This window comes from Microbacterium sp. 16-032 (assembly GCF_041079455.1).
Lineage (GTDB): Bacteria > Actinomycetota > Actinomycetes > Actinomycetales > Microbacteriaceae > Microbacterium > Microbacterium testaceum_A.
Genome location: NZ_JBFYGQ010000003.1, coordinates 37,582 through 58,479, shown reverse-complemented (window position 1 = coordinate 58,479; position 20,898 = coordinate 37,582). Strand labels below are relative to the sequence as shown.

General features: G+C 68.1%; 24 protein-coding genes and 1 tRNA gene. 8 read left to right on the top strand and 17 right to left on the bottom strand.

All coding sequences use genetic code 11. The features are described from left to right. Positions 1 to 7: 7 nt before the first annotated feature. The gene (gene def / locus AB6V31_RS06485) at positions 8 to 574 is read right to left on the bottom strand and encodes a peptide deformylase (protein ID WP_369364697.1); all 567 of its coding nucleotides are present in this window, start codon (positions 572 to 574) and stop codon (positions 8 to 10) included. Positions 575 to 615: 41 nt separating this feature from the next. Here def and AB6V31_RS06480 point away from each other — a divergent pair, with 41 nt between their 5' ends. Beyond that, entirely contained in the window at positions 616 to 1,578 is a 963-nt protein-coding gene (locus AB6V31_RS06480) for a DMT family transporter (protein ID WP_174799693.1), read from the top strand. Positions 1,579 to 1,738: 160 nt separating this feature from the next. Here the strand turns inward: AB6V31_RS06480 and AB6V31_RS06475 are convergent, their stop codons facing one another. The 6 genes from AB6V31_RS06475 to AB6V31_RS06450 form a co-directional block, all read right to left on the bottom strand. Continuing rightward, positions 1,739 to 2,191 carry a hypothetical protein gene (locus tag AB6V31_RS06475; RefSeq protein WP_369364696.1) on the bottom strand — a complete coding sequence of 151 codons (453 nt, stop codon included), beginning with the start codon at positions 2,189 to 2,191 and terminating at the stop codon, positions 1,739 to 1,741. A gap of 243 nt (positions 2,192 to 2,434) precedes the next feature. Beyond that, positions 2,435 to 2,887, bottom strand: a complete 453-nt coding sequence (locus tag AB6V31_RS06470; protein WP_369364695.1) for a hypothetical protein — start codon at positions 2,885 to 2,887, stop codon at positions 2,435 to 2,437. Positions 2,888 to 3,094: 207 nt separating this feature from the next. Further along, positions 3,095 to 3,505 (bottom strand): hypothetical protein, encoded by a 411-nt coding sequence (locus AB6V31_RS06465; RefSeq protein ID WP_369364694.1) that lies wholly within the window; start codon positions 3,503 to 3,505, stop codon positions 3,095 to 3,097. Positions 3,506 to 3,836: 331 nt separating this feature from the next. Further along, positions 3,837 to 4,211: a YbaB/EbfC family nucleoid-associated protein gene (locus AB6V31_RS06460; protein WP_369364692.1), complete on the bottom strand. Its 375-nt coding sequence runs from the start codon at positions 4,209 to 4,211 to the stop codon at positions 3,837 to 3,839. Between the two features lie 4 nt (positions 4,212 to 4,215). Beyond that, entirely contained in the window at positions 4,216 to 5,805 is a 1,590-nt protein-coding gene (locus AB6V31_RS06455; RefSeq protein ID WP_369364691.1) for a hypothetical protein, read from the bottom strand. Then, on the bottom strand, positions 5,802 to 6,092 hold the full coding sequence (locus AB6V31_RS06450; protein WP_369364689.1) for a hypothetical protein: 291 nt from the start codon (positions 6,090 to 6,092) through the stop codon (positions 5,802 to 5,804). The genes AB6V31_RS06455 and AB6V31_RS06450 overlap by 4 nt, the downstream gene beginning before the upstream one ends. A 135-nt stretch (positions 6,093 to 6,227) precedes the next feature. Here AB6V31_RS06450 and AB6V31_RS06445 point away from each other — a divergent pair. Next, positions 6,228 to 6,301, top strand: a tRNA-Ile gene (locus AB6V31_RS06445). Positions 6,302 to 6,427: 126 nt separating this feature from the next. On the opposite strand, the gene AB6V31_RS06440 is transcribed toward AB6V31_RS06445, so the two are convergent. Next, positions 6,428 to 7,624 (bottom strand): glycosyltransferase, encoded by a 1,197-nt coding sequence (locus tag AB6V31_RS06440; protein WP_369364687.1) that lies wholly within the window; start codon positions 7,622 to 7,624, stop codon positions 6,428 to 6,430. Between the two features lie 40 nt (positions 7,625 to 7,664). Between AB6V31_RS06440 and AB6V31_RS06435 the strand changes: the two genes are divergently transcribed. The 3 genes from AB6V31_RS06435 to AB6V31_RS06425 are packed head-to-tail and all read left to right on the top strand — an operon-like array spanning position 7,665 to position 10,430. Beyond that, on the top strand, positions 7,665 to 8,675 hold the full coding sequence (locus AB6V31_RS06435) for an NAD-dependent epimerase/dehydratase family protein (RefSeq protein ID WP_369364685.1): 1,011 nt from the start codon (positions 7,665 to 7,667) through the stop codon (positions 8,673 to 8,675). After that, on the top strand, positions 8,668 to 9,429 hold the full coding sequence (locus AB6V31_RS06430; RefSeq protein WP_369364683.1) for an MBL fold metallo-hydrolase: 762 nt from the start codon (positions 8,668 to 8,670) through the stop codon (positions 9,427 to 9,429). Before AB6V31_RS06435 ends, AB6V31_RS06430 begins: the two co-directional genes overlap by 8 nt. A 2-nt stretch (positions 9,430 to 9,431) precedes the next feature. Then, positions 9,432 to 10,430: a 3-oxoacyl-ACP synthase III family protein gene (locus AB6V31_RS06425; protein WP_369364682.1), complete on the top strand. Its 999-nt coding sequence runs from the start codon at positions 9,432 to 9,434 to the stop codon at positions 10,428 to 10,430. 243 nt (positions 10,431 to 10,673) lie between these two features. Here the strand turns inward: AB6V31_RS06425 and AB6V31_RS06420 are convergent, their stop codons facing one another. Beyond that, on the bottom strand, positions 10,674 to 11,039 hold the full coding sequence (locus AB6V31_RS06420; RefSeq protein WP_369364681.1) for a hypothetical protein: 366 nt from the start codon (positions 11,037 to 11,039) through the stop codon (positions 10,674 to 10,676). 80 nt (positions 11,040 to 11,119) lie between these two features. On the opposite strand from AB6V31_RS06420, the gene AB6V31_RS06415 reads away from it, so the two are divergent. Continuing rightward, on the top strand, positions 11,120 to 11,986 hold the full coding sequence (locus AB6V31_RS06415) for a zinc-ribbon domain-containing protein (protein ID WP_369364680.1): 867 nt from the start codon (positions 11,120 to 11,122) through the stop codon (positions 11,984 to 11,986). A gap of 134 nt (positions 11,987 to 12,120) precedes the next feature. Here the strand turns inward: AB6V31_RS06415 and AB6V31_RS06410 are convergent, their stop codons facing one another. The 6 genes from AB6V31_RS06410 to AB6V31_RS06385 form a co-directional block, all read right to left on the bottom strand. Beyond that, a complete protein-coding gene (locus tag AB6V31_RS06410) occupies positions 12,121 to 12,939 on the bottom strand; it encodes an SDR family oxidoreductase (RefSeq protein ID WP_369364679.1) in 819 nt (272 codons plus the stop codon). Positions 12,940 to 13,123: 184 nt separating this feature from the next. Beyond that, positions 13,124 to 14,158 carry a CNNM domain-containing protein gene (locus AB6V31_RS06405; RefSeq protein WP_369364678.1) on the bottom strand — a complete coding sequence of 345 codons (1,035 nt, stop codon included), beginning with the start codon at positions 14,156 to 14,158 and terminating at the stop codon, positions 13,124 to 13,126. After that, positions 14,155 to 15,558, bottom strand: coding sequence for a hemolysin family protein (locus tag AB6V31_RS06400; protein WP_369364676.1), 1,404 nt, complete (start codon positions 15,556 to 15,558; stop codon positions 14,155 to 14,157). Before AB6V31_RS06400 ends, AB6V31_RS06405 begins: the two co-directional genes overlap by 4 nt. A 170-nt stretch (positions 15,559 to 15,728) precedes the next feature. After that, complete coding sequence (locus AB6V31_RS06395) at positions 15,729 to 16,472, bottom strand: hypothetical protein (protein ID WP_369364674.1); 744 nt, start codon at positions 16,470 to 16,472, stop codon at positions 15,729 to 15,731. Continuing rightward, positions 16,469 to 16,897 (bottom strand): DUF6114 domain-containing protein, encoded by a 429-nt coding sequence (locus AB6V31_RS06390; RefSeq protein ID WP_256335555.1) that lies wholly within the window; start codon positions 16,895 to 16,897, stop codon positions 16,469 to 16,471. The genes AB6V31_RS06395 and AB6V31_RS06390 overlap by 4 nt, the downstream gene beginning before the upstream one ends. 11 nt (positions 16,898 to 16,908) lie before the next feature. Further along, the gene (locus AB6V31_RS06385) at positions 16,909 to 17,505 is read right to left on the bottom strand and encodes a DUF6230 family protein (RefSeq protein ID WP_074694982.1); all 597 of its coding nucleotides are present in this window, start codon (positions 17,503 to 17,505) and stop codon (positions 16,909 to 16,911) included. A gap of 110 nt (positions 17,506 to 17,615) precedes the next feature. Here AB6V31_RS06385 and AB6V31_RS06380 point away from each other — a divergent pair, with 110 nt between their 5' ends. Further along, positions 17,616 to 18,230 (top strand): TetR/AcrR family transcriptional regulator, encoded by a 615-nt coding sequence (locus AB6V31_RS06380; protein WP_369364672.1) that lies wholly within the window; start codon positions 17,616 to 17,618, stop codon positions 18,228 to 18,230. Positions 18,231 to 18,365: 135 nt separating this feature from the next. Further along, entirely contained in the window at positions 18,366 to 18,707 is a 342-nt protein-coding gene (locus tag AB6V31_RS06375) for a hypothetical protein (RefSeq protein WP_074694980.1), read from the top strand. A gap of 9 nt (positions 18,708 to 18,716) precedes the next feature. Here the strand turns inward: AB6V31_RS06375 and AB6V31_RS06370 are convergent, their stop codons facing one another. Both AB6V31_RS06370 and AB6V31_RS06365 read right to left on the bottom strand, forming a co-directional pair. Further along, positions 18,717 to 20,156 carry an ATP-binding protein gene (locus AB6V31_RS06370; protein WP_369364670.1) on the bottom strand — a complete coding sequence of 480 codons (1,440 nt, stop codon included), beginning with the start codon at positions 20,154 to 20,156 and terminating at the stop codon, positions 18,717 to 18,719. Continuing rightward, positions 20,153 to 20,827 (bottom strand): response regulator transcription factor, encoded by a 675-nt coding sequence (locus AB6V31_RS06365; RefSeq protein ID WP_369364669.1) that lies wholly within the window; start codon positions 20,825 to 20,827, stop codon positions 20,153 to 20,155. Before AB6V31_RS06365 ends, AB6V31_RS06370 begins: the two co-directional genes overlap by 4 nt. Between the last annotated feature and the right edge of the window lie 71 nt (positions 20,828 to 20,898).

Sequence of the window (20,898 nt, the reverse complement as noted above, 5' to 3'; positions counted from 1 at the left end):
TCGCCGTTCACGCGTCGATGTCGTCGACGCCCGGCATCCACGAGATGCCCGGCTTGCCCCACTTGCGCTTCTTCGCGATCTTGGCCGCCACCCGGCTGTCCTCCTCGTCGAGACGATCCACATACAGGATGCCGTCGAGGTGATCGAACTCGTGCTGGAGGATGCGCGCACGCCAGCCCGTGACCTCGATGCGGACCGCGTGACCGTCGAGATCCGTGCCGGTGAGCAGCGCCGCCTCCGACCGCCGCAGCGGGAAGCGTTCGCCGGGGAACGAGAGGCATCCCTCGCTCTCTTCTTCGGGGTCGGGGTAGCCGGGCTCCATCGGACGGATCCACAAGTCGGGGTTGATCACCACGCCCCGCCAGGGTCGACCCTCGTCGTCCTCGTACGTGTACGTGAAGATGCGCAGGCCCACTCCCACCTGCGGGGCGGCGAGACCCACGCCGGGGGCGGTGTCCATCGTCTCGAACATGTCGGCGACGAGCGTGCGCACCTCATCGGTGATCTCGTCGACACGGGCAGCGGGAGCGTGCAGCACGGGATCACCCATGATGCGAATTGGGAGTACGGCCACGTCACCAGCCTAACCAGCGGACGGCGGGCTATCGTCGGAGGGTGATCCCGCTCGATGCCACCCTCAGCGACGGAATCGACCAACTCGTCGGTGTCTTCCGCGATCCCCGTATCCTCCTCGGCATCCCGCTGGCGCTCCTCGGCGCGGTGTTCATGTCATTCGGCGCGCAGTACCAGCACCGCGGGGTGCAGAAGGTCGAGCGCCTCTCGGGCAAGACCACCGGGGGCCTCTCGCGCAAGCAGCTCACGTCTCTGCTGACACGCCCCTCGTGGGTCGCGGGCACCGTCATGCTCGGACTGGCGATCGTGTGCCAGCTCTCGGCGCTGTCGGTCGCGCCGCTCATCCTCGTTCAGCCCCTCGGCGCGATCGCGCTCGTGATCACGACGGTGTTGAACGCCCGCGTCTCGGGGCAGAAGCCGACGCGGCAATCCCTGATCGCGATTGCCCTGTGCGTGGGCGGCATCTTCATCTTCGTGACGATCGCCGCGTTCTTCGCCACCGAGCACGTGGTCACCGAGCGCGAACTGTGGATCATCCTCGGCATCCTCGCCGTCGTGGTCATCGTCTTCGGCGTGTTCTGGGTGCTCGTGCGTCGCCGGGCGCAGGCACTCTTCTACATCATGGCCGCGGGGGTGATCTACGGCTTCGTCGCGACCCTCGCGAAGGTCGTCATCAGCCGCGCGCAGGCCGGCAACTTCGAGTGGCTCACGATGCTGTGCCTCGTCGCTCTGCTGGCCGCGGTGGCAGTGGGCGCGTACTTCGTGCAGACCGCGTACTCGGTCGGTCCGCCCGACCTCGTCATCGCGGGGCTCACCGTGATCGACCCGATCGTCGCGGTGTTGATCGGTCTTCTCGTCCTCGGCGAGGCGTCGACGGCCCCCGCGTGGGCGCTCATCGGCTTCGTCATCGCGGGCGCGATCGCCACCTGGGGCGTGATCCAGCTGACCAAGCATCACCCTCAGGTCACCGCGGACGGAAAGCCGGCGAAGCCTCGGGTGAAGTAGGCCATTCTTCTGGTCGCTCCGTTGACAGCGAATACCTGTCGCGGAGGATCCGCCGCACCGCCCGGGCAGTTAGTGAAGGTCTCGATGCCTCTATCGTCCGCATTGGACCGCCTCGGCGACCTCTTGATCCAACGACGGCGCCTCGAGGGGCCGATGCAGATCACCGATTCGCGAGAGACTCGAGTCGTTCGCCGGTGAGAGAGAGTGACTGGCCGTTGACGGCTTCAGCGATGCCGAGGTCCTCCGCCGCCGTTTCCAGCCCAATGTGGATTCCCCCTTCTCCCTCCGCGTAGAAACCGACTCCGCCGACTCTCATGTCTTCTGCGCTTCGGGCAACAACGCCCAGGATCGGGCCGAGAGTCTTGGCAGACACCGAGTATGCGGGCTGCAGCGCGTCTGGCTCCAGGATCACCGACACGGTGAGGTCGCCCGAGAACGACGAGAGGTAGATGGCTTCCGCGCTGTGCACGCCGAGCCCTCCGTTTTCGAGCTGCCTCGCAAGGTCATCGGCACGCTCTTGCCCGGTCGGTCCACCTATGGAGCAGCCGCCGATCGTGATGGCGAGAACGAGGCTCGACACCGCCAGCGCCGCCCCACGTTTTCGGATGTTCATCGTAAACCCACCGCCCGCTGGACTGTCGGGTCACGCCTGAGCGATGCAGAACTGGTCACCACTCCCGGCACACGTCGAGGGAATCCGTTGTGGTGGCTTCTGGCGCCGGCATGCTCGAAGCGCCGCAACACGCTGCCTGCGGCGCGATCGGTGTAAATACCACCGTGGCAGCGCCGGCCATGTTCATTAATCACGCGCCGCATTTAAAACGGCACTGGTGCGCGCCACACGGGCGAGCGCGGATCACTGTTCAGCAAGAGAATCAAGCCGCTCTCCGGTTAGGTGGAGCGAATTCCCGTTGATCGCCTCACTGATGCCGAGCTCGCGCGCCGCCCCGACTATTGAAACGTCGATCCCGCCCTCTTCTTCAGTGTAGATAACAACAGCGGGCACGCCCATTTCTACGGCGCTTCGCGCAACGGTGCCCAGAATCGGAGCCAAAGTTTCCGCCGAAACCGTGTAACCGGGCTGCACCGCGTCGGGTTCCACCACCACCGTCAAAGAAAGGTCCCCCGAAAACGAGGACAGATAGATGGCATCCGCCTTACTCACTCCGAGGCCTCCCTTTTCGAGCTGGTTGGCGAGCTCGTCGGCACGCTCCTGTCCCGTTGGCCCGCCGATGGAACAACCACCGAGCAAAGTTGCGAGGAAGAAGCCAGCAATTGCAGTACTTACTCTGCGCTTGCCGCCGTTCATCGAGAGCCCAAGGCCCGCACGCCACGGGCGCTACGCGCCTCAGCCAGTGCGCGAAGTGTTTCAGGGGCCTGGCGCAAGCGAAGGCCTCGGCGGGCGATTTCATCCGATATGTTCTGACCTGACTTCAATGCCAGACCCCGCGTAGTGGCCATCGCGACCACAGCCAGTCCACGTGCTCGTAATCGCATCATCTTCCTTGGCTCGCGGTCACTTCCCGGCGTAGGAGGTCCATTCCTCCGCGACAAGCGTTAGCGAATCGCCATTGAGTGACTTCTGAAGCCCCAGCTCGGTCGCGGCATCTCGGAACGACAGGTCTTTCCCGGATTCGTCATCCGCGTAGAGATACAGACTTGTCACTTTCATGTCTGCAGCGTTGTCTGCCGTGACCGCGAGGATGCGTGTCAGGGTCGCGGCGGCGACCTCGCGGCCGCCCGGCTCCAAACCATCGGAGGAGAGCTTCACTGTGACGGTCAACCCTCCCGCGGCAGAGGGAGTCGTAACCACTTTCGCGCCCACGACACCGCTGCCCGCGGCTTCGAGTGCCGCTGTCAGCCGCGCCTCCTTGTCGCCGGCGCTGGGCCCGCCAAAGCAGGCGGTCAGTCCGAACAAGAGCGTCACCGCCAGAAGGGTTAAGCCCGCACGAACTGAGTTGACGCCCATCATTCCCCCAAAGCTCGTGCGCCAGCGAGGTCGCACGATTCGTAAACGTCCGCGAGAGTGCGGATCGTCGCCGCGTTCCGACTGAGGCGAGCTGCACGAGCGCGGGTCTCAATCATCGCCCGCGTACTCGATGAAACTGCGGCATCCGTGGCTTCACCGCTGGTCTGCGCGTTCAACGCCGCAATGGCCGTCTGAAGCTGGGTCGCCACCGATTCCAGTTGGGCCGCCTGCGCATCGAGGTTCTGCGCGTGGTCCACGAGCGAACCGAGTTGGACGTCGATTCGACCGCTCACTGAGCCGCACCCCGTTCATCTGAGCCCTTTCGAATCTCAGAAACGAGCGGGAAAGATTCGCCGAACATTGTCGACGCGCGATCCGCAGCCTCGGACCGTGCCGCTGCCTGCGCGCGGGAGATGGTTTCGGTGAGGACCGATGAGAGTCGGGCATCAGTACGAAAGCCGCTGGCGAGCGTCACATCTAGGATCTTTCCGTCTGCAGCGGATGTGACGGTGCATTCCCCACCCTCGCTTCGAATGGTCTTCGACACGGACCGCAGCTCTTCCATGGCGCCAGCGGCACGTTCCCTGGCAACAGCAGCAGCAGCGAACTGCGCTTCTAGACGGGCACGCGCTGCTTCAACCCGTTCGTCAACACTAGAGTCCATATCTTTACTCTCCAGACTTTCCGACGTAAACCTCTTCTACCGTGCCATTGAGGAAGGTCCAGTCGTTTTTCAAATTCCCGCCGTTTGAGAGGTAATTCCTGAAGTCAGAGGTGTACGTGTCGGCGTTGTGCGTCTTGTTGGGGTCGATGGAACCGTCCGGATCAGACAAGACAACCCAGTCGATGTTCTTGGGCACGGTTCCGGTGACCGCCACGCTCGGCCCTAGCGGACCATTGACGACACCTGCTTTCCAGTCGACAGGTGCTCGCCCATCGAGCTTCGGGACAGGGTCCGAGACGTGTTCAACCTGCAGTACGGGAATATGACTCGGAATGTCGTATTGCTCCGTGGGGGAGCCATTCGTCACGACCCCGATCGTGTTGTAGGGCGAAGATGAGTCGGCACCAAGATTTCCGGCCATGATGCCCCCTTGGCTAAACCCGGACCACACTACGTCCGACCCCGGGGGTACCCCTGCATCTTCCATCATCTTCTGCACCGCGCGCTCATACTGCGTGCGGATGATGGGGTTATCCATCAGAACAAGTGCGATGTTGCTGTCCAGGTCGTTGAGTGGGGCGTAGTCCTTCAACGCGTCCGCCATGGGATCGTCGCCAAGGATGCCCTTCAAAATCCCCCAGTCGAGGGTCGAGGGCAAGTTGACCAACGTGTAAGTAGACCCGTCAGGCCTTCGGACCGTCGAGATGCTGACCGCTGTCTGGTCTTTACCGCTGATGCGATCGATCAATCCATTGCCCTCAATGAGATCACCGGGCGACGAGATCGAACCGCGCTTCATGAGTTGTTCGTACGCCTGATCGTCACTAGCGGCGCTCGGATCAAGCTCGCCCACCGGCGGGTCCGCTTTAAGCATGTCGCCAAGCCCTGTTCCGAGGAGGTACCCAACCGGGCCCCCAACGAACGCGGCAATGCCGGGCAGCATGCGACCTAGCAAATCTTGAAGGACGACCAAGCCCTCACCGACGATGGGCCCCAGTTCCCCGAGCAGACGCCCCAACTGCCCGAGCGCCGTGAGGAGCTGTTCGATCAGGTCCCGCGCCAAGACGATGATGTCCCACGCCGCGTCCGCGAACTCGCGGATGGCGTCGAGCTTGTCGAACGGGTTCAGGGTGAAGCTGGTCAACGAGTCCGCCAAACGCGCCAGGGCGTTCAACAGGCCGCAGATCGCGTCGCGGCAGGCGGTGACGAGAGTCGACGCGAGGGCCAGCGCAGACGACGCGGCACCCGCCCAGTCCTGCACGTCCGTCAACACCCTCGAGACGTCTTCGTACCGCTGGCGAAGGGCGCGCACCGTTCGGCCATCGAGGTCGTCGAGAGCGCGCGCGGCGGACGCGAGGTCGAGCGTCAACTCCGACACCGACGACTCGACCGTGCGCCATTCCGACGAACGCATCGCAACGGCGCCCGGGTCGCCCTGCAACTCGTCCATCCATTGGGGCAGCGGCTGCACGTAGGTGATCAACCAGCCGACGAAACCGGGGATGCCATCGCAACCCCCGCCCGAAGAGCGAGATGCGCCCGCAGCCCACGACTCGCTGCGCAACTGGGCAGCGACGGCGGCAGCGCCGCTCATGACTCGAACTCCTGCATGACCGCGACGGCCTGCTCTTCGACGTCGTCGAAGGATTCGCGCGCGACCTGGACGCCCTTCTGCATCGTGGCGACGAGTTCACGCGCGCTCGCCAGCAGTTGCGCGGTGTTGCTCGCGAGGCCGTTCGCTGCTCCCACGACGATTTCCGACGCCAGGACGCCGAACGCCGACCCGGGAAGTGGTGCGCCGGCGGCGGCAGCCGCGGCATCCAGGGAATCGCTCACGCGTCCCAGTGTCGACGCCTGTTCCGCCAGGACGTCGGTGTCCATGATGATGTGCGTTCTTCCCGCCACGTGGCCCCCGCTCGTGTCAGCTTTTCCCACACCATAGCGAAAGCCCTCGCGGCCACGCACGGCCCCCTACGGATTGTGGATAACCGGATGCCGGTAGGCTCGATGTCGCTGGGGGCGGTGGCCAAGCTGGTGAAGGCAGCGGGCTCATAACCCGACGATCGTGGGTTCAAGTCCCACCCGCCCTACGACAGACAAGCATTGCGGCGCCGCCGTGCTCGCAGCCGCCGGGCCCGCGCAGCCCCCACCACCCTCGCAAGATCGGCGGAACGAGCGGGAGGGCCGTTCGACGCTCCCGTCGCTTCCTGGCCGGATCAGCCGGTGCTCATCGCGGATTCGTAGACCGCGATGATCGGGTCGACCCGTTGCTCGATCTGAGCGCGTCCCCGGATCATGGCCGCGCTTGCCGCCGTGATCATGTGGGGTTCCCTCCGGATTTTCGCCACGAGAGCGCTGATCCCCGCGGCATCCGGTGTATCGGTGAGGAAGCCACCGCCCGGCGGCACCACCTCGCCGAGATCCGGGTCGCAGAACAGCACGGGAAGACCGGATGCCGCTGCCTCGAGCATCACCATGGGCTGGTTGTCGAAGTCGTACGAGCTCGACACCAGCAGGTGGCTCGCCCGCATCGCATCGAGCACCTCCTGCTGGGAAACCGACCCGTGCAGGGCCAGCCGGGTACCCCTTCTCTCGATCGACCGCCGCGAGAGACCGTCGCCGTAGACGTCCACCGCGACGTCGCGCGCGAAGGTGCGCGCGGCGTCGGCGAGCACCGCGGGACGTTTCTCCGGCGACAGTCGCCCGACCCACACGAGACGGAGGGTCTCCCCGGGGGAGAGTCGACGCTCGAGTGGTGCGCCGATGCGGTCGAGCACGCTCGGTTCGAGCCCGTTCGGCACGACCGAGATGGGCGTCTGAACCCCCTGCTGGGTGAGCTTGCGGGCGAAATGCGTCGACGGGACGATCACGTGGTCGCTCGCGCGGGACTGAGCGAGCATGAGTCGCCACATGCTCCTTGCCGCCGGGGTGGCGGTATAGGGGGAGTCGGGGCGCACGCGCAGGCCGCGGTGGCTGATGTGGCGGGCGTGCAGGGCGGCCAGCAGGGGAACGGTGACGCGGGGAAGAGGGAGGACACTCGTCGTGTACACGTCCACCCTTCCGTGCATGGTGTGAACGATCGGGAGACCTAGATCGCGCGCCGCACGCACTCCCGCGAGGGTGGCGAACATCTCGGAATGCGTGTGCACCACGTCGATCCGGCGCTCGATGAACTCTCGACGCATCAGCGCCGCTGCGTCACGCGGTGGCCAGGTGAACGGATAGCCGTCGGGACGAAACGCCCGGGAGGTGGACAGCGCGACGATCGACGGATCAGCACTCGGCTGAGCCAGGGGGCAGAACACCGCCACCTCGTGCCCGGCTCGGGTAACCGCTTCGCGGAGCGACTTGACCGCGGTCTGCACGCCGCCGAGCGTGGGCAGGTAGTAGTCCGTCACCAAGGCGATGCGCATATCCCGAAGCATAGGGACCGGCGGCTCTAGACTCTGCCGGATGAGGGAACGGGCAACAGAGGGCGGCACTCCCGGCGTCGCGCCCCGCGGGGAAACGGCGCTCGTTACCGGCGCGAGCGGGTTCCTGGGCGGGTACGTCGTCCGCGACTTGCGCGCCCACGGGTACGACGTGATCGCGTCGGGTCGGAACGCGGCCGCTCTGCCCGCGGGGCAGACCTTCGTCGGCGACCTCGACGAGCTCGCGCGGGTCGACCTCGGCCGGACGGTGGACGTGGTCGTGCACTGCGCGGCGCTGTCCTCGCCGTGGGGTCGCTGGGCCGAGTTCGAGCACGCCAACGTGACCGGCACCGCGCGAGCGCTGGAGTTCGCGCGACGCGCCGGAGCACGCCGGCTCGTCCACATCTCGTCCCCGGGAATCTATGCCGCCCCCCGCGACCGGATCGGCATCCGCGAGGGCGACGTCGATCCGCGGCACCCGATGAATGGTTACATCCGGTCGAAGCTCGAGGCGGAAGCCCTTCTGCAACGCGCGGCCGCGGAGGGGTCGGCGCCGGATATCGTCATCCTCCGCCCCCGCGGAATCATCGGTCACGGCGACCCCAGCCTCGTCCCCCGGATCCTCCGCGTGCGCGAGCGGTTCGGCATTCCTCTGATGCGCGGCGGCCGAACCCTCGTCGATCTCACCGCTGTCGAGAACGTCGCTCTGGCCGTGCGGCTCGCGGCCGAGGCGCCCGGCGTGCACGGCCAGGCGTTCAACATCACGAACGGGGATCCTCGTCCCTTCCGCTCAGTGCTCGAACAACTGCTCGAGGGGCTCGGGCTCGAGCCGCGGTACCGGCGCGTGCCGACCGCGGCCGCATACCGGGTCGCGGCGCTGCTCGAGGCCGTGTGCGGAGTTCTGCCCGGACATCCCGAGCCACCCGTCACCCGGTACACCGTGACGACGATCGCTCATTCGCAGACGCTCGACATCTCACGCGCTCGGGACCTGCTCGGCTATCGACCCCAGACGTCGCTCGACCAGAGTCTCGCGAGTTACGCGCGTGCCTGAGCTCACGTACTTCGCGTGCGGCGCGACCTCCCACGAGATGAGCCGGTTGCTGCGCGGTACCGCTCGGGAGTGGCGTCTCTTCCCGGCCGGAGCTTTCCTGTACCGCTCGGGCGCTCGGCGCGTGCTCTTCGACACCGGCTACGCTCCCGAGCCGTGGCGCGCCGGACTCGGGGCATGGGCGTACCGGAGGATGCTTCCCCCTCGCGTCGAACCGGGTGACACGATCGCCGAGCAGATCGACCCCGCCACGATCACGCACGTCGTCCTCTCCCACCTGCACCCGGACCACATCGGCGGCGTTCGGTTCTTCCCGAACGCCGCTTTCGTCCTCAGCGACGGGGCGCGTCGCACCCTCGAGCGATCGCGACTCCGCGACGGGCTGCTCCGCAGACTGCTGCCCACGTGGTTCCCAGCGGCGACGGTGCTGCCCGCTCCCGTGTTCACGTCCGGTCCGCACGGGTTGCGTACCGCGGACCTGTTCGGCGACGGGTCCTACCTCCTCGTCGATCTGCCGGGTCACGCCCGAGGTCACCTCGGTGCCCTCGTCGAGCAGAAGGTGCTCCTCGCCGGAGACGCCGCCTGGGGGCGCGATCTGCTCGGCGCCGAGCACCGTATCCGGCGCCTCCCGCGACTGGTCAGTCACGACATGACCCGGCAGCGCCACACCGCGCGGATGCTCTTGTCAGCGGAGCAAGACGGCCTGCGTCTCCTCTTCAGCCATGATCACCATCCGACCGGGCAGAACCTGCTGTGACCATGAGGAGGACAGGGATGCCGCAACATCGACCTACCGGACGGAGCCCTCAGCTTCGGCCGTGCCGGCTGGCGGGATGGGGAACGTACCTCCCGGATCGGGTGGTCACGTTCGGAGAACAGAAACGTCACCGCATCCCCGATGGCATGTCGCAGCTCGACATGCTCGCCGCGGCAGCCGAGGACGCCCTCCGACGAGCCGGGCTTCGTGCTGACGACATCGACTGCATCATCGCGGCCTGTGCGGCGGGCGTGCAGCCGATCCCCTGCACGGCGGCGCTCGTGATGGAGCGCGTCGCCCCTCACGCCGGCGCCGCCGCCTTCGATGTCAATTCGACCTGCACGAGCTTCATCACGGCGGTGGACATCGCGTCGCGGTACCTCGCCGCCGGCGACTACGAGCGGGTGCTCATCGTGTCGGGCGACGTCGGGACCCGCTTCCTCGACGCCGGCCAGCGAGAGAGCTTCGAGCTCTTCTCCGATGCGGCCGCCGCTGTCGTGCTGACGCGTGGAGTTGACGGAGAGAGCGATGCCGCTGCGCCCGGAGTGCTCGGTAGCCTGCAGCAGACGTGGCCCGAGCACGCGCACGACACGGAGCTTCGCGGCGGGTTGTCGCTGCACCCGGCCCAGTCCTACGCCGACGGCGACCCCTCCGACTACGTGTTCGCCATGGACGGGCGGCGGGCACTCCTCGGCATGTTGGCTATGCTGCCGGATTTCTTCGCCCGGTTCTTCGAACGAGTGAACCTCCGTCTCGACGAGATCGACCTGGTCGTGCCGCATCAGGCGAGCAGGGCCCTCAGCATCGCGATGCGTCGGATCGGCATCCCGAGGGACGCGTACATCGACCGCGTCGCCGAGTTCGGGAACATGGTGTCGTCGTCGGTGCCGTTCATGCTGGCGACCAGTCTCGACGAGGGGCGGATCGGCCCCGGAGACACCGTCGTCCTGTGTGGCACCGCCGCGGGCTTGACCGCGAACGCCCTCGCGCTCAGGCTCTAGCGAGCCACGCTGGCAATGTGCATCGGAGGGATGCCGAGGCCCCACCGTCGAAGCCGGGTCCCGTCGAGGCGGTGTCGCGGCTGGCCCTCCGCGCGTGGAGCGTCTTCACCCACGGATGAGGCGGCCACGCCGGTCGGGCAGCGGGCTCGAAACTCTACGACCGTGGGTAACCTCGCACCCGCTCTCCGCGAGACCCTCGAACGGCTCCGCCTGGTCGGGGGTCATTTGCATGCGGCGGGCAGCTCAGCTCGCGATCGGCGTCCGGATGAACAGGAACTGCGAGAAGAACAGGGTCGCCGTCGCGAGAATGATTCCGATCGCGAGGTAACCAACGACGAGTCCGACGACAGCCATTACGCGACCGACTCCGTAACGCTGGGCGGCGCGCAGTCCGAAGTGCCCGAGAATGATCGTCGCCACGGCGAGAGGGAACGCGGCGAACACGGCGACGAAGCCGATGAAAGGCAGCGGTACGAAGGCCGAGTTGAAGAGTGCGATCGGTCCCACGATCACCGAGGCGATCGCGGTGCCGTTGGTGCTGGGGTCAGCCCGCGGCGGCGACGGAGGAGCGAACGGCGGCTGGTGCGGCGACACGGCGGGCATCGTCATGCCCCCGACCCTAGTGGCAGGACGCGTCTCCGAAAGCCCAACGGATGCCGATGTCGGAGGTGCCGTCTACGGTCGCTGGCGTGGCGGAGAGAGTGCAGGCATGGTGGGCCCGGCGACAGTGGTCGAAGGGGCGGGAGGTGCCCTACGCCGTCGGCGCGTACCGAGACTCGTGGGCCGCCTTTCCGGCGCTCATCCGTCAGTACCACCCCGATCTGAACGCGGGGATCGCACTCAGTCAGGTGCCGCCGGCCGCTGACGTCCTCCTGCTCTGGCAGTGCGATTCAGGTCACCGTTTCGCGGCCACGCCCGAAGAGCAGCGACAGCGCCCCGGGAGGGAGCGCCGTCGCAGCGGCTGGTGCCCGGAGTGCAGCGAGCAGGCCAACCCGAAACGCGCGATCGCCCTGCCCATGCGCGAATCGGTCTCGGCGCCGCCGGTCGCCGGGAACGCGGTACTTCGGCCCCGCCGAGGTGCCACACGCACCCCGATCTGTCAGAAGACCCCGGACGTCCCCGTCGGCGCGGCCTTCCTCTCACCGTGCGCGCCGCAGCCCGCCTCGGCCGTGGAGGGCCGCGTTCGCGCCGACCTGCGGCAACGCCTCCTGCTGAGCGACGGATCCAACGCCATTCGGATTGCCAAACCGTTCTTCCACCACCTTGAGGTGTGGCCCGACATCGTGTTTCCCGAGCTGCGCATCGCTCTCGAATACGACTCGATCGGCCGTCACGGCCTCGAACACGTGGGAAAGCGTGAGGCGGCCGACCGCCGGAAGGACAGGGCTCTGCGCACAGCCGGATGGGAAGTGGTGCGGTTGCGAACCGGGAAGCTCGAACCTCTCGGCCCGCACGACCTCCAGCTCGCGGCCTGGAATCCGGCCGCACTGGACCGGCTGGTCGAGGCATTCCGCGGCATCCGGGGATCTCTGCTCGTGGACTCGTACCTGCGATGAGCCGCGCGCCTGGCGCCGGCTCCTTCTCGGAAGCCGACGACAAACGGGGCGCGATCCATGCACCGGGTCTATCGAAAAGCGACCCCGTGCACGGTCCGCGCCCCGGAACAACCTCCGAGATCGACGCCGCGCGGCTACGAGCCGTGCGCCTCCTCCGACACGGGCTGCCACTCGCGCCACGTTTGCAAGCGCGACTCGTAGTCGCGTTCGGCGATGCCGAGGGGCGCCTTGCCGAAGAAGATGCGCAACGGCGGGGTCGCGGCATCCACCACCTTCAAGATCGCCGCGCGAGTGGCCTCAGGCTTGCCGGGGTCGGCGGCGGAGGGGCGCTTCGCCGCCTGCTCGCGCACGTCGGCGTAGGCCTCGATCTCGTCGCTGCGCTGCGCCGAAGGGCCCGACCAATCGGTCGAGTACCCGCCGGGCTCGATGAGAGTGACGTGGATGCCGAACCCGGCGACCTCCTGCGCGAGCGACTGCGACAGGCCCTCCAGGGCCCACTTCGACGCGTGGTAGGCACCGACCGTGGGGAAGGCGCTGATCCCGCCGATGCTCGACACCTGGATGATGTGGCCCGAGCCCTGCGCGCGCAGGATCGGAAGAGCTGCCTGCGTCACCCAGAGCGCCCCGAAGAAGTTGGTCTCGAGCTGGGCGCGGACCTCGTCCTCAGTGAGTTCTTCGACCATGCCGAAATGCCCGTAGCCGGCGTTGTTGACGACCACATCGAGTCGTCCGAACTTCTCGTGCGCCTTCGCGACGGCGTTGAAGTCGGCCGAGCGGTCGGTCACGTCGAGGCTGAGGGGAAGGAACGTGTCGGGGTAGTTCTCGACGAGCTCCGAGACGTCGTCGACGTTGCGGGCTGTGCCGGCGACGTTGTCGCCGCGTTCGAGGGCCGCCTCGGCCCACTCGCGGCCGAAGCCCTTCGACGCGCCGGTGATGAACCAGGTCTTGCTCATGGGTGTCCTCCGAAGAGATGTGGGGGTGAACGCGAGCGACGGTACGCCGCGCTCCTTGGCCCGTTCGATGGCTTGACACTCGAACCCGCCGCGCGACTGCTCACCCGTGACGAACGCCTGCCGCATCGAGGCACGCTCGCGAGGAGCGCTCCCGAACGCGGCAGGCGTTCATCGCGAGATCAGGTCAGGCGGCAGACCCACCCTGTGCCGCGGCCAGCTCGCCCGGGCCCGGCAGAATCTCGCGCAGCAGGTCGTCGAGAGTCACGACACCGAGCAACTGCTCGCCCGCCACCACGGTGGCCAACTGCACGCGTCCGCGACGCATGCGAGCGAGCGCGTCGTAGGCCGAGGCACTCGGCTCGAGCACGAGCGGTTCGCGCGCGATCTCGAGCGCCGGGGTGTCGGGGTCGACGGTCAACGTGTCACGCACGTGCGCAACGCGAGAGTCCGCGCCCAAGCCCACGAGGATGCGCAGGTGCGTCGACGAGGCGGCGACAGCCTGGATCTCGGCGACCGTGGCATCCCTCGGCACCGACGTCGGGGAACGATCCGTTCGCACGATGTCTCCCACCGTGAGCGTGCCCAGGGCGATCGCCTGAGCGATCGGCTCCGAGTACTGCTTTTCGAGCGTGCCCGCCTGGCGCGAATGCGCGACGAGCTCGCGGATCGTGTCGGCGTCTTGCCCGCCGGCCGCTGCCTTTTCGACGGGCTCGACACCCGACGCCTTCACGAGCCGGTTCGCGATGTGGTTGATCCACAGCAGGAACGGTCGCAGCGGCCAGGTGAGGGCACGAGCCAGGATGCCGGTGGCCTTCGCCGCCGTCTCGGGATGAGCGATCGCCCAGGACTTCGGGGCCATCTCGCCGATCACGAGGTGCAGGAACGTCACCACGATCAGGGCGAGCATGAACGCGATGATGTCGGCGAGCACGTAGGGCAGACCCCACGCCTCGAACACGGGAGCGAGCGCGTAGTCGATCGCGGGCTTGGTGATGGCGCCGAGCAGGAAGGTGCACGCGGTGATGCCGAGCTGAGCGAACGCCAGCATGACGGTGAGCTCGTTCACACCGCGCAGGGCCGCACGCGCCGAGGCGCTCGTAGCGGCCTGCTCCTCGAGCCGGTGGCGGCGCGCGGCAAGCAGAGCGAACTCCACGATGACGAAGAACGCGCTCGCGATGATGAGCGCCGTGGTGATCAGGGCGACGGTCCAGCCGTTCATCGGGCCACCTCCTCGTCGATCGTCGAGACCCCGTCGGCAGGCTCGGCATCCCGGTCCACCTCGTGCAGATGCACAGCCAGCTGGGACGGCACGTGCCGATCGACCTCGACGACCTCGATGGCGAGCCAGCGCTCGATGTCGAGGCCCTGCACGGTCTCGGACGCACGCTCGGGAAGGTCGACGCGCACGACACTGCCGATGGCGGGCAGGTCACCGTGGGTCTCGATGACGAGACCCGCGACGGTTTCGACGTCGCTCTCGGCGAGGTCGTACCCGATCAGGCGCTCGAGCTCGTCGAGGTGCAGATCGCCGGGCACCGTCCAGGCGTCGTCTCCGTCCGCAGAGACCTCGGCGACCTCCACGTCGTGCTCGTCGGACAGCTCGCCGATGACCTCCTCGGTCAGGTCTTCGATCGTCAGGATGCCGTCGAAGTTGCCGTACTCGTCGACCACGCACGCGAGCTCGTTGCGCGAGCGACGCATGCGGTCGAGGGCGACAGGCAGGAGCATCGAGGTCGGGATGACGACGGCGGCGCGCATGACGGATGCGACGGGCGCATCGTCCGCGGGCCGCTCGCGCAGCACGTCGATCAGTTCGACGACACCGACGGGGGAGTCCTCGTCACCGATCACGGGGTAGCGGGTATGGCCGGTGGCCATGAGCGCGCGGACCTCGACGACCGTCGTGTCCGGGGTGACCGAGTCGATCTGCGACCGGGGGATCATCGCGTGTTCCACATCGCGCTGCGGGAAGTCCAGGATGCGGTCGATGATCATCGACAGATCGTCGGGGAGGTCTCCGCTCACGCGCGACTCCTCGATGATCGCCTCGAGGTCTCGCGCGGTGGCGCTTTCGTCGACGTCCTCGAGGGGCTCGATCCGCAGCAGTCGCAACAACGCGTTCGCCGCCACGTCGAACACGGTGATGAGCCACCCGAACAGCAGCAGGTAGATCCGTGTCGGAACAGCGAGAGCACGGGCGAGGGGCTCGGGACTCGCGATCGCGAGATTCTTCGGGTACAGCTCGCCGAAGATCATCGTGACGATGGTCGCCAGCAGCAACGCGCCGATGGTGCCGATCAGCACCGAGACGGTCGGGTCGATGCCGACGCCGCCGAGGAGGGTCCCCAGCGACTCACCGATCAGCGGTTCGGCGACGTATCCGATCAGGAGGCCCGTCACGGTGATTCCCAGTTGGGCGCCCGACAGCATGAACGACGTCCGCTTGGTGATCGCCAGCACCCGCTTGGCCTGCGCGTCGCCCTTCTCGGCCTTCGCCGCCATGCGCGAGCGATCGACCGACATGTAGGCGAACTCCTGCGCGACGAAGAATCCGCAGGCCGCGATGATCGCCAGAGTCACGATGATCCCCAACAGCAGTGTCAGGGCCGCAGCCAGCATCAGATCTCACCCCCTCTCGAGAAGAGGGGGCTCGAAGATCGGCCCTCCTGGTCGGTGGAGGTGCGGTGATGGCTCACGGGTTTTCTCTCTCGTGGGTCGGTGATCACTGATCCCCTCGACTGTATCCAGCGCGATTCCGCCCAGGCTGGGGATTCACCCCGACCGTGCGCTCACCCCGGTTGCGTGATCTTCTGATCGGTGTTCGTGTACACGATCGAGTCGGCCGTGGTGCCGACCAGGCCGAGGGTCACGCGCGCGAGCCCCGGTGCGATCCCGTCGGCTGGTGGGGGAGTGTCGGCCCCGAGGGTGAGGGTCTTGCCGTCGGCGGTGGTCGCTGACAGCGAGTTCAGGTAGACCGAGACGTGCCCCGACAGCGTCATGCGGTCGGCTGTCGTGACGAGGGCGGGACCCGTCGCCCGCCGCACGGTGAGGGCGAACCCGTCGATGGTGATCTCATCGGCCGTCATCTTCAGCACGGTGATGCGCGTGCCGTCGGCGAGCGGCACGGTGACCACGCTGACGAGAGGGATCCCCCGGAACGACAGGGACTGGGCGCCCAACTGGGCCGACGGTTGCGTGAAGACCGGTGAGTTCTCATCGACCACGGCGGCCTGCGCAGGCGGGGTGGTGGAGTCCTGCGGAGGCGGGGTGGGCGCCGGCGACGTCGGGGTGGCGGGCGTCGGATCCGGCGCCGGGACCACCGGGACGCCCGGCAGCGTCGGCAGAACGGATCCCGCCGTGGGTGTGGGGCTGGGCGTGGGCGACGGAGACGGGTCGCTGCACGGGAGCAGGATCGGGATGCACAGTCGCGCCGGCCGCGTGCCGTCGTCCGCCCACGCGGCTCCGGCGCCTGTCGCACCGCCCAGCAGGAGCATCGCCGCGGTCAGCGCTGCCGCCGCTCGCGCGCGCTTCATCGCCCGGCTCCCGTGATCGCGCTCTCCGCCTCCTCGGCCGTCGGCGCCGGATCGTCCTGTGAGCGGGGCGGCGCCCACGACACCGCGATGATGCCACCCACCGTGCTCAACAGCATCCCGAGCAGGAAACCTCCGAGGTTCACCCCGACGAGCGAATAGACGGCCACGGCGAGGGCGATGACCCCGTAGAAGATCCGGTGCGCGGGCATCGAGATGAGCAGGATGCCGAGGAGCACCAGGACGAGGGGGATCACCGTCGCCTGGAGGCCTTCGATTCCGAGCTGGATGTGCAGCTGACCGATGTCGAGTTGGCCCGAGAAGAACATCTCGATGCCGCCGAGAGCGACGAGCAGTCCGCCCACGAGGGGGCGACGGCGGCGCCATGCGCGAAAGCGCGCCCGCGCGGTGAGGTCGGGGGAGGTCATGGCGGCGCCGATCAGAAGCACGTCTTCGAGCCGTCGGTCAGCTCGAGCTTCATGCCGGTGAGAGTGAAGACCGACGCCTGCGTGCTCCACGCGGTCTGCTTGAGGTTCGCGATCGAGATGGTGTCGGCATCCTGCGCGAAGTCACCCGCGGTGCCCTTCGCGGACGTGTTGACGGTCGAGGCGTCCACGCCGATGCGGATGTTGCCGAACGAGGAATCGCCCTGCAGGCCCGTCATGCCGATCTGCAGGTCGGAGGCCGACGCGGGGGAGCCCCCGCCGCCCGCGGTGATGAGGACGCCGACCTTGCCGAGCGGGGTCTCGCTGACGACCGATTGGCAGAGGTCGGCGAGCGTCGCCGACGTGATGTTCGCGATGGCGACGTTGTGCTCCCCGCCGGCGGTGTCGTTGGTGACGCCGGCGTACTGCGAGAAGCCGGTGCCCTCGAGCTGCGAAGCACTGATCTGGAATTGGCTGCCCGAGACGGAGAACGACACGGGCACGGCGCCCTGGGCGACACCGGTGAGAAGAAGGCTCGCCACGGCGGCGACGGGGACGGTGGCGAGGGCCACACGGCCGGTACGGGAGCGGGTCAGGTCACGGAACTTCATCGATCCTCCTGCGGAAGCGGGCCCGGCGACGGCGCCGAGCGACCTCAGGCTACGCCTCATTGACAGAGTGTCAATAGATCGCGGGCGCATCGCTTCGTTAGAGTCTCCTCATGTCGAGCGACCGGCGAACGCGCCTCACTCCCGATCAGCGGCGCGCCCAGCTCGTCGCCTCGGGCGTGGCGTTCCTCGTCGAGAAGCCGCTCGACGACCTCACGATGGAGGTGCTGTCCGAGCGCGTCGGGGTCTCGCGGGGCCTGCTCTTCCACTACTTCGGATCACGTCAAGGACTCCATCGCGAGGTGGTGGGCACCGCCGCGGCGGCACTGCTCGCGGCATCCGTCCCGTGTGAGGATCTCGCTGCCCGGGAGCGGCTCGACGACACGCTGGCGCGCATCGTGAGCTTCGTCCGCGAGCACCGCGGCACGTTCTTCTCGCTCGTGCGCGGCGTCGCGTCGGGCGACACCGAGGTGCGGCACGAGGTGGATCGCGCGCGCGACGTGACCGCCGGATGGGTCACCGACGGGTTCCTCGAGCTCGGCGCCGAGGACTCGCCCCTGTTGCGCGTCGCGCTGCGTTCCTGGGTGAACTTCGCCGAAGAGGTTCTCGTCGAACTTGCCCTCGGCACCGAGATGCCCGCGGTCGACATCGTCTCGTTCCTCTCGCGCTCGGCCTTCGGCGTCGTCGACTCGGTCGGAGCGGATGCCGAGCAGGCTCCCCGCACCTGAACGCCCGTGCACGTCCTCCCGGAAACTGCCCCCGAGGCGGGGCCGGGTGGCACAATGAAGAGGCCCCCATTGCTGCGCCCCAGCGCGGTCCCCACGAAACACGGTTCGATTCGTCGAGCCAGAAAAGGACCTGTGATGGGACGTCTCATCTATCGTGACCGCGCGTCGTTCGACATCGACGACCGCATCCTCGCCCACCTCCGCATCGTCGTGATGAACAAGCTCCGGCGCAACGAGGGCTTCATGCTGCAACTGCCCGTCAACGAAGGCGTGCGCCAGGCCAGCCTCTGGATCCACGCCTCGAACGCGCTGGTCCTGCAGTTCTACGGTGGCCGGGAGCCGGCGATCGACCGCGCCCTGGTCGACCAGATGATGCACGACGCCAGTGGCGCCGACGGGCTCACGCTCACCGCCGCGGGAATCGCGCCGGCGACCACGGCGCCGCCGCGGCAGCCGGTGGGCGGTCGCTCGGCCTGAGTTCCGGAGTCACCCTGCTGCTCGCTGCTCGAGCGGCAGGGTGACCTCGAAGCGCGCACCGCGATCGCTGTCGACGCATCGCACGTCGCCGCCGTGCGCCCGCGCGATGCCGCGCGCGATCGGCAGCCCCAGGCCCACCCCTCCGAAGGCCGCGCGCGCATCGTCGAGGCGGACGAGACGCTCGAAGATGCGCTCGCGGTCCGCCGGTGGCACGCCCGGCCCGTCATCGGTGACGGCCACGACCGCGGTGGACCCCCGCCGTTCGACGGCGATCGTGACCCGTCCGGTGCGATCCGTGGCACGAGCGGCGTTCTCGATGAGATTCGAGAGCACCTGCGCGACGCGGTCGGGGTCCGCGTGGACGGGAACCGTGGCATCCGGGATCTCCGTCCGGATGCGCAACGAGGGGTGCACGAGAGGAACGCGCTCCGCCTCTGCGGTGACGAGGGAACGCAGATCGAGGTCGGTACGCGAGAGCTCGAGGCCGCGGTCGACGCGCGCCATGGTGAGCAGGTCGTCGACGAGACGCGACGCACGCGCGGCCTCGCGGGCGACGTGCGCGGCGAGCACCTCGCGTTCGGGTCCGGCGAGGTCGGCGCGGACGAGGGTGTCGGCGGCGGCACGGATGCCGGCGACCGGCGTGCGCAGTTCGTGCGCGGCGTCGGAAAGGAAGGCACGCAGCCGCTGCTCCGCGTCGACGGCCGCCTGCTCGGCCCCCACGACGTCGTCGAGCATGTCGTCGAGGGCGGCCGCGACGCGCCCGATCTCGGTGTCGGGTCGCGTGGGGTGCAGGCGCCTCTCGCGCTCTCCGGAACCGATGGCGCGCGCCACCCGCGACACCTGGTCGAGGGGGCGCAGGCTCCGGCGCACCACCAGGGTGACTGCCCCCGCGGCGAGAACGAGAACCCCGATGGACGACAGGGCCATGATCCACCGCACCTGCACGAGCGTGTCGTCGATCCCCGCCGCCGATGCCGTCAGCGTCAACGTCGAGCCGTCGCTGAGGGTCGAGCGGAGCGTGACCAGGTCGCTGTCTCCCGTCACCTCCGAGGCGACGACGCTGACGTCGCTCGAGCCGGTGGGCTGCGGAGTGGACCGGGCACCCGGCCCTCCGCCTGGACCGCCGGGGCCGCCCGGAGGGCCGTCGCGCAACTGCTCGGGGCTGGGTCCGGCGACGACGGAGTCCCCGCTCGCGCCGTCGATGCGCACGGCGAGTCCCTGGTCGGACAGTCGCTCGGCGAGGTCGGAGTCGTCGACGGTGCCCACGAGGGATGCCGCCGCGGCGGCGCGATCGCGAAGACGGTCTTCGATCTGACCGCGCAGGCGCGCACCCAGCGCCACGTCGACGACGATCGCGAGCACGACGAGCAGGAGCGCGACCAGGGCGACCACCGCGACGATCGTGCGGCGACGCAGCGACCCCGATCTGAGCGGGGGAGAGATGCTCATCGTTCCTCGCTCAAGCGATAGCCGAGCCCGCGGACGGTGTGGATCAGCCGGGGGCCGCGCTGCTCCATCTTGCGCCGGAGGGCGCTCAGGTGCACCTCGACGAGATTGGGGTCGTAGTCCTCGTAGCCCCACACTTGCGTGAGGATCTGCGCTTTCGAGAGCGTGCGTCCGCGGCTCTCGGCGAGAAGCTGCAGCAGCCGGAACTCGGTGGCCGTCAGCTCGAGCGACACCCCGCCGCGATGCGCCGTCGCCGCGTCGGGATCGACGACGAGATCGCCCACCGACACGGTCTGCGGCAACCGCCCGCGACGGCGGAGGACCGCGCCGCTGCGCGCGACGAGCTCGGCCATCGTGAACGGCTTGACGACGTAGTCGTCGGCCCCTTCCGCGAACCCGCGCAGGCGATCGTCGACCTCGTCCCGAGCGGTCAGCATGATCACCGCCGTGTCACAGGCGGCTCTCACGAGCGGAAGCAGACGGATGCCACTCGGCCCGGGCATCATCCAGTCGATGATCACGAGGTCGGGGCGGAACGAGGCGAGACGGTCGCTGAGATCGGTCCCGTCGGGCGCCGCCTCGGTGAGGAAACCGTCGGCGCGCAGGGCCGTGGTGACGGCGATGCGGATCGTCTCGTCGTCGTCGAGGACGAGCACGCGGGCAGCGAAGGACATCCGGGCGACGATACGGACGCGGGCTGAACGCCGGTTATGGCTTACCTATGCGAAGCAGGCGGGTGCGCGGG